The sequence below is a fragment of the Streptomyces sp. NPDC055966 genome (genome assembly GCF_042269865.1).
GTDB lineage: Bacteria > Actinomycetota > Actinomycetes > Streptomycetales > Streptomycetaceae > Streptomyces.
Genome location: NZ_JBHJYK010000020.1, coordinates 100,809 through 112,980 on the forward strand (window position 1 = coordinate 100,809; position 12,172 = coordinate 112,980).

General features: G+C 73.1%; 9 protein-coding genes and 1 pseudogene. 8 read left to right on the plus strand and 2 right to left on the minus strand.

Annotated elements, in window-relative coordinates:
- Positions 1-73 precede the first annotated feature (73 nt).
- Positions 74-1,504 carry an NAD(P)/FAD-dependent oxidoreductase gene (locus ACFC8N_RS35330; RefSeq protein ID WP_362819417.1) on the plus strand — a complete coding sequence of 477 codons (1,431 nt, stop codon included), beginning with the start codon at positions 74-76 and terminating at the stop codon, positions 1,502-1,504.
- A 40-nt stretch (positions 1,505-1,544) separates the two neighbouring features.
- On the opposite strand, the gene ACFC8N_RS35335 is transcribed toward ACFC8N_RS35330, so the two are convergent.
- A complete protein-coding gene (locus ACFC8N_RS35335) occupies positions 1,545-2,189 on the minus strand; it encodes a peptide deformylase (protein ID WP_356032960.1) in 645 nt (214 codons plus the stop codon).
- Between the two features lie 93 nt (positions 2,190-2,282).
- On the minus strand, positions 2,283-2,630 hold the full coding sequence (locus ACFC8N_RS35340; protein WP_356033037.1) for a tetratricopeptide repeat protein: 348 nt from the start codon (positions 2,628-2,630) through the stop codon (positions 2,283-2,285).
- A gap of 315 nt (positions 2,631-2,945) precedes the next feature.
- Between ACFC8N_RS35340 and ACFC8N_RS35345 the strand changes: the two are divergent.
- From ACFC8N_RS35345 to ACFC8N_RS35375, 7 genes and pseudogenes are all read left to right on the plus strand, one after another.
- Positions 2,946-4,339 (plus strand): annotated as a pseudogene (locus ACFC8N_RS35345) (FAD-binding oxidoreductase).
- A 42-nt stretch (positions 4,340-4,381) separates the two neighbouring features.
- A complete protein-coding gene (locus ACFC8N_RS35350; protein ID WP_362819419.1) occupies positions 4,382-4,816 on the plus strand; it encodes an OsmC family protein in 435 nt (144 codons plus the stop codon).
- Positions 4,817-4,978: 162 nt separating this feature from the next.
- Positions 4,979-5,962, plus strand: coding sequence for an ABC transporter permease (locus ACFC8N_RS35355; RefSeq protein ID WP_362819420.1), 984 nt, complete (start codon positions 4,979-4,981; stop codon positions 5,960-5,962).
- 106 nt (positions 5,963-6,068) lie between these two features.
- Positions 6,069-6,917, plus strand: a complete 849-nt coding sequence (locus ACFC8N_RS35360; protein WP_376293046.1) for an ABC transporter permease — start codon at positions 6,069-6,071, stop codon at positions 6,915-6,917.
- Positions 6,914-8,998 carry a dipeptide ABC transporter ATP-binding protein gene (locus ACFC8N_RS35365; RefSeq protein ID WP_376292930.1) on the plus strand — a complete coding sequence of 695 codons (2,085 nt, stop codon included), beginning with the start codon at positions 6,914-6,916 and terminating at the stop codon, positions 8,996-8,998. Before ACFC8N_RS35360 ends, ACFC8N_RS35365 begins: the two co-directional genes overlap by 4 nt.
- Before the next feature lie 66 nt (positions 8,999-9,064).
- A complete protein-coding gene (locus tag ACFC8N_RS35370) occupies positions 9,065-10,738 on the plus strand; it encodes an ABC transporter family substrate-binding protein (RefSeq protein ID WP_376292932.1) in 1,674 nt (557 codons plus the stop codon).
- A gap of 97 nt (positions 10,739-10,835) precedes the next feature.
- A complete protein-coding gene (locus ACFC8N_RS35375) occupies positions 10,836-12,140 on the plus strand; it encodes a serine hydrolase domain-containing protein (protein ID WP_376292934.1) in 1,305 nt (434 codons plus the stop codon).
- The last annotated feature ends 32 nt before the right edge of the window (positions 12,141-12,172 follow it).

Consider the following 12,172-nt stretch of genomic DNA (forward strand, 5'->3'; position numbering starts at 1 on the left):
CGCAGGCGCACACCCGTGTGTCCGCGCGCGTACCCATGTGGCCGCCGCGCACACCACCCGCCAGACTGACCCCATGACGGAAACGGAATCCATCGCGTACGACGTCGTGGTGCTCGGGGCCGGACCCGTGGGGGAGAACGTGGCCGACCGCACCCGTGCGGCCGGACTCACCACCGCGATCGTCGAGAGCGAGCTGGTCGGCGGCGAGTGCTCGTACTGGGCCTGCATGCCCAGCAAGGCCCTGCTCAGGCCCGTGATCGCCCAGGCGGACGCACGCCGTCTGCCCGGCCTCGACCGGGCGGTCCAGGGCCCGCTCGACACCCCCGCGGTCCTCGCCCGCCGCGACGACTACACCTCCCACTGGAAGGACGACGGCCAGGTCGCCTGGGTCGAGGGCATCGGCGCCGACCTGTACCGCGGCCACGGCCGGCTCGCAGGTCCCCGGACGGTCACCGTGACCGCGCCGTCCGGCGCGGTCACCACCCTCACCGCCCGGCACGCCGTCGCCGTCTCCACCGGCACCCGCGCCCAACTGCCCGACCTGCCCGGACTCGCCGACGTCAAGCCCTGGACCAGCAGGGAGGCGACCAGCGCGGAGGCGGCACCCGGCCGGCTGATCGTCGTCGGCGGCGGTGTGGTCGCCACCGAGATGGCCACCGCCTGGCAGGCCCTCGGCTCCCGGGTCACCCTCCTCGTCCGGGGCAAGGGCCTGCTGAACCGGATGGAGCCCTTCGCCGGGGAACTGGTCGCCGAGGCGCTCACCGACGCGGGTGCCGACGTCCGCACCGGCACGTCCGTGGCGTCGGTGACCCGGGAGAACGGCACGGTCGTGGTGGTCACCGACGCGGGCGACCGGCTGGCGGCCGACGAGATCCTCTTCGCCACCGGCCGGGTCCCGCACACCGACGACATCGGGCTCGACACCGTCGGCCTGGCCCCCGGCTCGTGGCTGGACGTGGACGACAGCCTGCGCGTCACCGGCACCGACTGGCTGTACGCCGTCGGTGACGTCAACCACCGCGCCCTCCTCACCCACCAGGGCAAGTACCAGGCCCGCATCGCAGGTGCCGCCATCGCGGCCCGCGCCGCCGGCCACCCCCTCCCGGAGGAGCCCTGGGGCGCGCACGCCGCCACCGCCGACCATCACGCCGTCCCCCAGGTCGTCTTCACCGACCCCGAGGCGGCCGCGGTCGGCCTCTCCCTCGCCGAGGCGGAAGCGGCCGGCCACCGTGTCCGCGCCGTCGACGTCGAGTTCTCCTCGGTCGCCGGAGCGGGTCTGTACGGCGACGGCTACAAGGGCCGCGCCCGTATGGTCGTCGACCTGGAGGACGAGATCCTGCGCGGCGTCACGTTCGTCGGTCCCGGCGTCGGTGAACTCATCCACTCCGCCACGGTCGCCGTCGCCGGACACGTCCCGGTCAGCCGGCTGTGGCACGCGGTCCCGTCGTACCCGACCCTGAGCGAGGTGTGGCTGCGGCTGCTGGAGGCGTACCGCGACAACTGACCGCCGGGCGGGCGGAGTTCGGGTGACTCGGCGTCGGGGTCTACGGCAGGTCGAAGCCGAGGGCCTCGGCCGCCGCCCGCGGTGCCGGCTGGGCCCACAGGGCCGCGGCGGCCTCGTTCGTGGACAGGGAGCGCAGTTCGGCGCGGTCCAGGTAGAGGGTGCCGTCGAGGTGGTCCGTCTCGTGCTGGACGATACGGGCCGGCCAGCCGGCGAACTCCTCGTCCAGGGTGCGGCCCTGCTCGTCCTGGCCGCGCAGCCGTACCGCGGCGTGCCGAGCCACCACCGCCTGCCAGCCCGGCACGCTCAGGCAGCCCTCGAAGAACGCGGCACGCGCGTCGCCGACGGGCTCGTACACCGGGTTGACCAGGACCCGGAACGGCTGCGGGACGCGGCCCCGGACCACGGCCACCTCCTCGGGCACCGGGGCGGGGTCCTCGACGACCGCGATCCGCAGTGGCACGCCGACCTGCGGCGCGGCGAGACCCACACCGGGAGCGGCGTGCATGGTCAGGCGCAGAGCCTCGACGAAGCGGGCCAGCAGGGCGGGGCCGAGCTGACCGTCGTACGGCACGGCGGCGCGCCGCAGCACGGGCTGTCCGGCGGCGACGATGGGCAAGGGACCGCCGGCGGCGAGGAGTTCCTCGACCCGCTCGGCGAGCGGCGCGTGATCAGGGGAGGGTGCCATCGCGTCAGGATGCCATGCCACCGTGCCGTGGGCGGCCCCGGTACACGCGCCGAGGGCCCGGTCCCCGTACGGAACCGGGCCCTCGTCCTGCGTTCACTCCCGCGGGAGGTCGCCCGCGAGCGCCGAGGCGATCCGCAGGTGACGCTCCGCCTCCTCGTGCCGGGCCTGCCGCTGGAGCGTGCGCCCCAGCAGCAGCCGGGCGTAGTGCTCCACCGGGTCACGCTCGACGATGGTCAGCAACTCGGCTTCGGCGCGGCGCAGTTGGGCCGAGTGGTAGTAGGCGCGGGCCAGCAGCAGCCGGGGTCCCGTCTGCTCCGGCACCTCCTCGACCAGCCCGGTCAGCACCCGTGCCGCCCCCGCGTAGTCCCTGGCGTCGAAGAACTGCCGCGCACGCTCCCAGCGCTCGGCGGGCGTTCCGTGGTCGTAGTACGTGGTCTCCACTCGCGTCTCCACTGTGACCTCCTTCGACGGCCCCAACAGAACGCGTTCGTTCAATATTCCACTAACCGTTCCGTGTCCCGGAGCGCCGTGCGGGGCGGGACCGCCTCCAGGACGGCGCGCGCGGCGTAGTGGGCGAGGCCGATGACGCGGGAGTCGACAGGGGGGGGTGCGCTCCAGCAGGCCGGCCGACTCCAGGCCGTGGGCCGGCCGGGGAGGCCACCAGTGCGTACGGGGCATGCGTGAGCCCCGGCGGGGCCACCGCCCGGTCACGCCGGCACCCGTGAGCGCGCCGCACTTCCCGGTTACGGTGCTGCCATGCCCCAGGAACTCCCGGATCCCGCTCTGATCGAACGGCTGTGCCGCGACCTGCCCGAGGGGCGCGTCGCCACCGACCCCGCCGTGCTCGCGGGGTACGCGCACGACGAGGCCGCGTGGGCGCCCCACGGACAGCCCGCGGCGGTCGTACGGCCGCGGACCGCCGAGGAGGTGCGGACGGTCGTCCGCGCCTGCCTCGACCACGCGGCCCCGGTGGTCACCCGCGGGGCCGGCACCGGTCTGTCCGGCGGCGCGAACGCCGTCGACGGGGCGGTGGCGCTGTCCACCGAGGCCATGACCGCCATCAGGCGGATCGACCCGGTGGAGCGGCTCGCCGTCGTCGAACCCGGCGTCGTCAACGAGGATCTGCGCACCGCCTGCGCCGCGCACGACCTCTGGTACCCGCCGGACCCGGCCAGCGCCCGCTGGTCCACCATCGGCGGCAACGTGGCCACGAACGCGGGCGGGCTGTGCTGTGTGAAGTACGGCGTCACCCGCGACTACGTGCTGGGCCTGGAGTTCGTCACCGGCACCGGGCAACTCGTCCGGGTCGGCCGCCGTACCGCCAAGGGCGTCGCGGGCTACGACCTCACGGCCTGATGGTCGGGTCCGAGGGCACCCTCGGTGTGATCACCGAGGTGACGCTCCGGCTGCGGCCCCGCCGCCCGCCGGAGCACACGGTCGCCGGGTACTTCTCGTCCCTCGTGGACGCCGGCCGCGCGGTCGCCGCGGTGGCCGCCGCCGGGATCGTCCCCTCGGCCCTCGAACTCATCGACCGGTACTGCCTCCAGGCCGTCGACGCGTGGCAGCGGATGGGACTGTCCGCCGACGCCGACGTGGTTCTGCTCGGCCGCACCGACGCGCCAGGCAAGGCGGGCGACGAGGAGGCCGACACCATGCTGCGCTGCTTCGAGGACGCGGGCGCCACCTGGGCCGACCGCTCCACCGACCCGCAGGAGGCGGACGCCCTGTTCGAGGCGCGCCGGCTCGCCTACCCGGCCGTGGAACGGCTCGGCCCGGTGCTCACCGAGGACGTCTGCGTCCCCAGGTCCGCCGTCCCCGAGATGCTCGGCCGCATCCACGCCATCGCCGCGCGCCACGACACGCTCATCGCCAACATCGCGCACGCCGGGGACGGCAACCTGCATCCGCTGCTCATCACCCGGCCGGGCGACGACGAGGCGCGGGAGCGGGTGCAGGCCGCCTTCGACGAGATCATCTCCGAGGCGCTGGCGCTGGGCGGCACGGTCACCGGCGAGCACGGGGTCGGCCTGCTCAAGCGGGAAGGGCTGCGCGCCGAGCTGGGCCCGCAGGTGATGGCACTCAACCAGGCCGTCAAGGACGCCCTCGACCCCCGCGGCCTGCTCAACCCCGGCAAGGTCATCGGCCGGTGAGGCGGCCCGCGGCGTGCGGTCCACGGCGCTAGGGTCGCCCGCATGACCGACGACTCCCTGCGCTCCGTGACCGTCGAGCGCACCAGCACCGGCCGCTTCGTGGCCACGAACGCCCGCGGCGGCTCCGTCTCCTTCGGCACCGGGGCCGCCGGGGACACCGAGTTCACCCCGGTCGAACTGCTCCTCGCGGCGCTCGGCGGCTGCACGGCGGTCGACGTGGACGTCGCGACCACCCGGCACGCGGAGCCCACGTCCTTCACCGTCGCCGTGCAGGGCACCAAGGTCGACGACGACCTCGGCAACCGCCTCACCGACCTCGCGGTGACCTTCCACGTCACGTTCCCCGACGGCGAGGGCGCCGAGCGGGCCCGGGCCATCCTGCCCCGGGCCGTCAAGACCTCCCACGACCGGCTCTGCACGGTCAGCCGCACGGTGGAGACGGGAACGCCCGTGACGGCGACCGTCGCGGACGCCTGACTCCGTGTAACACCGAGGCGCGCCGACACCCCCCGAAATGCCGGGTATTCCGGACCGTTTGCTGCGGCAGTATGTCGGCCTCATGGCGGGACCGGCCGAGGCCTGGCCTTCTCCGCAAGGTACGAACCAAAGTGATGATCACGCCCTGGGGAGGTGCTGCGGATGGTCCGCTCCGTGCTGCGCAAAGCGGCCGGCTGGCTGCTGATGATCGTGGTCGCGACCAACGCCACGTACTTCCTGGCCAGTTGGTTCCTGGACCCCCGGTCCAACTTCAAGGAGCTGCGGCCCGTCCGCAGCGAGGCCCAGATCGACCGGGCCCTCGCGCCGTACGGCCTCGACCCGCGGGTCCCGCTGGTGCACCGCTGGTGGGACTGGCTCACCTCGGTGGTCCTCCACTTCGACTGGGGGAAGTCACCCACGGGCGTCTCCGTCAACGGCGAGGTCGGCTACCGTGCGCTGGTCAGCGCGGAGTTGGTCCTCGTCGCGACGGTCCTGTCCGTCGTCGTCGGCGTCGCGCTCGGCGTGTACACCGCGGCCCGGCAGTACGGCTTCGCCGACCGCATCTCGCAGGCGGTGTCCATCGCGGTGCTCAACGTCCCGACGTCCGTGGCCGCGCTCGCGGTGGTCTTCGTCGCCATCTGGCTCAACCAGCACGCCGGACTGCACTTCCTCTACGTCGCCGGGGAGAACTCCCCCGACGTCACCGGAACACTCCCGGTCATCGGCGACCGCCTGCTGCACCTGATCCTGCCGACCCTGACCCTGACCCTGATGGGGTACGTCGGGTACCACCTGACCCAGCGTTCGCTGCTCCTCGACACGATCGACGCCGACTTCGTGCGCACCGCCCGGGCCACCGGGCTCACCCGCGGCCAGGCGATCCGCCGGCACGCGCTGCGGGCCGCGCTCATCCCGACGGCGGCCTCCGTGGCGTTCGGCATCCCCGCGATCTTCACCGGTGCCGTCATCACCGAGACGGTCTTCGGCTGGAACGGCATGGGCCGCTACTTCGTCCAGACCATCGCCAAGAACGACGTGCACGGCGCGGTCGCGACGGCCGCCTTCGCCGCGGCCCTCACCGCGATCGGCGCGATCCTCGCGGACATCGCCACGGTCTTCCTCGACCCGAGAGTGAGAGTGAGCTGACGTGGCCACCGACGCGACCCCGAACGCCCCGGCGCGCACGACGTCCGACGCCCCGTCCGGTACGGCGGCCCACCCCGCGCCGCAGCGGACCGACCTCGGCCTCGGCCTGCTCTATCTGCGCCGCTTCACCCGCAACCGCCCCGCCGTCGCCGGCGTGGTCATCCTCCTGCTGCTGGTGCTGTTCAGCGCCGTCGGCGACCGGTTCACCTCCTACGCCTACACCGACGCCGACTTCACCGCGCTCACCCGGCCGCCGAGCGCCGCGCACTGGTTCGGCACCAACCAGGGCGGCAACGACATCTACGCCTGCGCCGTGCACGGGCTCCAGCGCTCCCTGGTGATCGCGGTGAGCGTGTCCGTGCTGACGATCGTCGTCGCCGCGCTCGTCGGCGCCGGCGCCGCCTACGCCGGCGGCCGCGTCGAGCGGGCGACCCTCGCCCTCGTCCACTTCCTGCTGATCGTCCCGTCGTTCCTCATCCTCGCCCTGGTCTCACACCGGCTCGCCGGCGACTGGCGTGTCCTGATCGTCGTCCTCACCGTGTTCGGCTGGATGCCGACCGCGCGGGTGATCTGGTCCGTCTCGACCTCGCTGCGCGAGCGGGACTATGTGACGGCGGCGCGGTTCATGGGCGTCGGCCCGCTGCGCATCGTCCTGCGCCACATCATCCCCAACCTGGGCTCCCTGCTGATCGTCAACCTCACCCTGGGCGTCGTCACGACCGTGCTCAGCGAAACCGCCCTGTCGTTCCTCGGGTTCGGCGTGCAGACCCCGGACGTCTCCCTCGGCACGATGCTCGCGGACGGCGCGGGCACCGTCACCAGCGCCCCCTGGCTGTTCGCCTTCCCCGCGGGACTCGTCGTCCTGCTCACCGTGTCGATGACGCTCATCGGCGACGGACTGCGCGACGCCCTCGACCCCACGTCCGTGACCGGCTCGGCGGGAGGCCGACGATGACCCTCGCGACCCCTGCGCCCAGCCCCGCGGCCGCCGGCGCGCCCACCCCCGTGCTCTCCGTGCGCGACCTGCGGATCTCCTTCCCCTCCGAGGCCGGCCCCGTCGAGGCGGTACGCGGCATCGGCTTCGACCTGCTGCCCGGCCGCACCCTGTGCATCGTGGGCGAGTCCGGCTCCGGCAAGTCGGCCACCGCGACGGGCATCATGGGCCTGCTGCCGCCCTCCGCCGACGTCGGCGGCCATGTGCTGCTGGAGGGCCGGGACCTGATCGGCCTGGACGACCGGGAGCTGTCCCGCGTCCGCGGCAGATCCATCGGCATGGTCTTCCAGGACCCCCTCTCCGCACTCACCCCGATCTTCTCCGTGGGCCGACAGCTCTCCGACGCCCTGCGGGTCCACCAGGACCTGACCCGGCGCGCCGCCTGGGAACAGGCCGTCGAACTCCTCGACCTCGTCGGCATCCCGGACCCGCGCGGCCGCGCCGCCGCCTTCCCGCACGAGTTCTCCGGCGGCATGCGCCAGCGCGTGGTCATCGCCCTGGCCATCGCCAACCGGCCCTCCGTCCTCGTCGCCGACGAGCCCACCACCGCGCTCGACGTCACCGTCCAGGCGCAGATCCTCGACGTCCTGCGCCGGGCGCAGCGCGAGACCGGCGCCGGACTCGTCCTCATCACCCACGACCTCGGGGTCGTCGCGGGCCACGCGGACGACGTCGCCGTCATGTACGCGGGCCGGTTCGTGGAACACGCGGGCGTCGAGGAGCTGTTCCGCCGGCCGACGATGCCGTACACCGCGCGGCTGCTCGCCGCCGTACCGACCGTGGACGGCGGCGAGCGCCGGCCTCTCGTGCCCATCGGCGGGGAACCGCCCTCCCTGGTCGGCCTGCCAGCCGGCTGCCCCTTCGCGAGCCGCTGTGCCGTCGCCCTCGACGCCTGCCGCGCCGACGAACCCGCGCTGCGTCACGTCGGCGGGCACGGGCAGGTGGCCTGCCTGCGGGCCGAGGAGATCGCCGACGGCACCCTCGACCCGGCGGGCGGCGCCGCACCGGCCGACGGCGGGGTGCCCGCGGTCCGGGCCGGGGCCGGTGAGGTGGTGCTGCGCGTCGAGGACCTCGTGAAGACCTTCCCGGTCACCAAGGGTGCCCTCCTCAAACGCCGGATCGGCACGCTGCACGCCGTCAGCCGCGTCGGCTTCGAGCTGCGCGCCGGCGAAACCCTGGGCCTCGTGGGCGAGTCCGGCAGCGGCAAGACGACGACGCTCATGGAGATCCTGCGGATGCGGCGGCCCGAGGGCGGCCGGATCGAGATCGCCGGCACCGACGTCGCCACGCTCGCCCCCGGTGCGCGCGCCCGCGCGCTGCGGCAGGACGTCCAGATCGTCATGCAGGACCCGCTCGGCGCCCTGGACCCGCGCATGCCGGTCTTCCAGCTCCTCGCCGAACCCCTGCGGGCCGCCGGCCGGGACCGCGCCTCGATCCGCACCCGGGTGCGCGAACTGCTGGCCCTGGTCGGCCTGGACGACACGGCGGGCGCCCGTTTCCCGGCCGCGCTCTCCGGGGGCCAGCGCCAACGGGTCGGCATCGCCCGCGCCCTGGCGACGGAGCCGAAGCTGCTCGCCCTGGACGAGCCGCTGTCCGCCCTCGACGTCTCCGTGCAGGCCGGGGTGATCAACCTGCTGGCACGCCTCAAGGCCCAGCTCGGCCTCGCCTACCTCGTGGTCGCGCACGACCTGGCCGTGATCCGGTACGTCTGCGACCGCATCGCGGTGATGTACCTCGGCCACATCGTCGAGACCGGCGAGACCGAGGCCGTCTTCGCCGACCCCCAACACCCTTACACCCGGGCACTGTTGTCCGCGGTCCCGGTGCCCGACCCGGCGCGGGAGCGCGCCCGCGAACGCATCGTCCTGGAGGGCGAGCAGCCCGGCGCCGCCCGACTGCCCGCCGGCTGCGTCTTCGTGGACCGCTGTCCGCTGTACCGCCGCGCCGACGACACCGTACGGCAGCGCTGCCGCACCGAGCGCCCCGCGCCCGCCCCGGTGCCCGGCCGCCCCGGCCACCAGTACGCCTGCCACGCGGTCTGACCCGCCCGTCTCCGGCACCGCGTCCACTTTCCGCACCCCCCGCCGACCCAGAAGGAACGATCTGTCATGCGCGCACGACTGGCCCTGCCCGTCGCCCTCCTCGCCGCGATCTCCGTCACCGCCACCGCATGCCGGTCCTCGTCCGGCACGGGCTCGGACGCGAAGGACACCCCGGCTGCGGCGTCGGGGGCCGCCGACTACGACCCCACGCCGTACGACCGGATCAAGGACGGCGGCACCTACACCTCCGCCGGGACCTTCGACGACCAGGGCAACCCGTTCAACGTCAACGCGACGCTGACCGCGAGCCGGGTGTGGTCCTGGTACAACGCCGACGCGATCACCTACTCGCCGACCGGCGACGTGCAGTACAACCCCGACTACTTCAGCGATGTGAAGGTGTCCGTCGAGGGCGGCGACCAGAAGGTCACGCTGACCATCAACCCGAAGGCCGTCTTCAACGACGGCACCCCGATCGACTGGACCGCGATCAGGGCCACCTGGCAGGCGAACAACGGCTCGGACAAGGCCTACGCCGCCTCGTCCACGGACGGCTACGACCGGATCACCTCCGTCGAGAAGGGCGAGAACGCCAAGCAGGCCGTGCTCACCTTCAAGGGCGTCGACCCCTCCTGGTCCAGCCTGTTCACGACCTTCCTGCACCCCAAGGCGGCCACGGTCGAGAACTTCGACAAGGCCTACGTCAAGAAGGCCCACCCGGAGTGGGGCGCGGGACCGTACACGGTCGGCTCCTGGGACACCCACTCGGGGAACATCACCTTCGTCCGCAACCCCAAGTGGTGGGGCCGGAAAGGCAAGTTGGACAAGCGCGTCTACGTCAACCTGGAATCGACCGCCGCGGTCAACGCCTTCAAGAACGGCCAGCTCGACTCCGTCCCCGCCGTCGACGCCGAGAGCCTCAAGCAGGTCAAGGGGCTCAAGGGCACCGAGATCCGCCGCGGCGGCAGCCCCTTCGAGTACTCCCTCTACCTCAACACCAAGTCCCCGCTCCTCGCGGACAGGGCCGTGCGCAAGGCCGTCGAGGAGAGCGTCGACCGCACCCAGATCGCGAAGATCCAGTTCCAGGGCCTCGACTACCGGGAGCCGCTGCCCGGTTCGGCCGTGCTGTACAGCTTCCAGAAGGGCTACCAGGACAACGTCTCGGCCGTGCTGACGTACGCGCCGGCGCAGGCGCGGAGGGAACTCGACGCGGCGGGCTGGAAGCCCGGAAGCGACGGCGTCCGGGCCAGGAACGGCAGGAAGCTGGAGATCGGCTACACGCTCCTCGGCGACGACCCGCTGGGCAAGGCCACGGCCGGCGCCCTCGCCGCGATGCTGAAGCAGGCCGGCATCCGGCTCGTCATCAACAAGGCCGACGAAGCAGACTTCGCCGGCATCCTCAGCGGGCGCAAGTTCGACCTGTTCGTCTCCGGCAACCGCTCCACGGACCCGTTCGGCGCCCGCTACCTGTGCGACTTCTACTGCTCGGACCGTGACTCCAACATCACCGGCGCCGGCACGCCCGCGCTGGACAAGGAGATCCGCGCGACCGGCGCCATCGCCGACCGCGACCGGCAGATCACGGCGGTCAACAAGGTCGAGCGCGACGCTCTGCGGCAGTACGCCTTCCTCCCGCTGTACAGCGGTCCTTCGACCTACGCCGTGAAGAAGGGCCTCGCCAACATCGGCGCGACCATCTTCTACAACCCGCTCCCGGAGACGGTGGGTTGGCAGAAGTGACCTCAGGGGTGTGATCATCCGCGGGGAGGATGCAAGGGCCGCCCACCCCCGATGAGGATGTCCGGGTCATGTTCGTCCGTCACGGAAGGGACATCCCTTGCGCATCCCCCGGTTATTCGGAACAGCCCTGGCCACCACGCTGCTGCTGACCGTCGCGGCGCCGGTCGCGTCCGCCGCCGCGAGACCGGCCGCCGCACCGGCCGCGATGGACCCGGCGTCGCTCGGCCGGACGCTCGACGCGGTGCACGACGCGGGCATGTACGGCATCTACTCCTCCGTGCGCGACGGCTCCGACCGGTGGGCCGGCGCGTCCGGGGTCGCCGACGAGGACACGGGCCGCCCGGTGCGTGCGGACATGCGGCACCGGATCGGCAGCATCAGCAAGACGTTCGCCGCCGTGGCCGTCCTCCAGCAGGTCGAGCGCGGCCGGATCCGCCTCGACGCGCCCATCGGCGATTACCTGCCGGACCTGATCCCGGGTGAGCGCGGCCGCGAGATCACCGTCCGCATGCTGCTCAACCACACCAGCGGCATCGGCGACTACGTCCTGAGCGCCTTTCCCTCGCTCGCGCAGGGGTCGACCGCCAGCCTCGACGAGGACCGCTTCCGCTCCGTCCCGCCCGAGGAACTGGTCCGGCTCGGACTGGCCGCGCCCGCCACCGGCCGGCCCGGCGAGAAGTGGTCGTACTCCAACACCAACTACGTCATCGCCGGACTGCTGCTCGCCAAGGTCACCGGCCAGGACCCCGAGGCGTACATCACCCGCCACGTCATCGACCGGGCCGGACTGCGGCACACCTCCTACCCGCGCTCCGCGTACATCCAGGGCCCGCACGCCCGCATGTACGAGAACTTCTACGGCCTGATCGACCCGCCGCGCGACTACAGCGTCTACGACATGTCCTGGGCGTACACGGCGGGCGCGATCGTCTCCACCACCGACGACCTGAACCGGTTCTACCGCGCCCTGCTGGGCGGAAGGCTCGTCGGACCCGAGGCCCTCCGGCAGATGCAGACCACGGTCCCGGCGGTCGGCATGAACTACGGACTCGGCATCTACGCCGTCGACGTGACCGGCTGCGGCCGCTTCTGGGGGCACGACGGCGCGGTCTTCGGCGCCGGCACCGTCGCCCTGTCCAGCCCCGACGGCAGCCGCCAGGTGGCCGTGGGCTGGAACCTCATGAAGTACGAGCGCCTCAACTCCGACGGCACCGGCTTCGAACCGAGCCCGATCGACGACGCCCTGAACCACTACGTCGTCGCGGCCCTGTGCCCGTCGGCGACACCGGCCTCGGCCCGCACGGCGGCCACCTCGCTGCGGCGGATCCTGACCGGCACGGGCACGGGCACCGTCACGGGCACGGACCTCTCGCCGGCCCCCTGGGCCGCGGTACTGCGCTGACGGCACCGCACGGCACGGCGCCGGGCGGGCCG

What these genes read in the sequence shown, in the direction of transcription:
- ACFC8N_RS35330 (WP_362819417.1), top strand. Translation starts at nt 74, where the DNA reads ATGACGGAAACGGAATCCATCGCGTACGACGTCGTGGTGCTCGGGGCC.
- ACFC8N_RS35335 (WP_356032960.1), bottom strand. Translation starts at nt 2,189, where the DNA reads ATGGCACCCTCCCCTGATCACGCGCCGCTCGCCGAGCGGGTCGAGGAA.
- ACFC8N_RS35350 (WP_362819419.1), top strand. Translation starts at nt 4,382, where the DNA reads ATGACCGACGACTCCCTGCGCTCCGTGACCGTCGAGCGCACCAGCACC.
- ACFC8N_RS35355 (WP_362819420.1), top strand. Translation starts at nt 4,979, where the DNA reads ATGGTCCGCTCCGTGCTGCGCAAAGCGGCCGGCTGGCTGCTGATGATC.
- ACFC8N_RS35365 (WP_376292930.1), top strand. Translation starts at nt 6,914, where the DNA reads ATGACCCTCGCGACCCCTGCGCCCAGCCCCGCGGCCGCCGGCGCGCCC.
- ACFC8N_RS35370 (WP_376292932.1), top strand. Translation starts at nt 9,065, where the DNA reads ATGCGCGCACGACTGGCCCTGCCCGTCGCCCTCCTCGCCGCGATCTCC.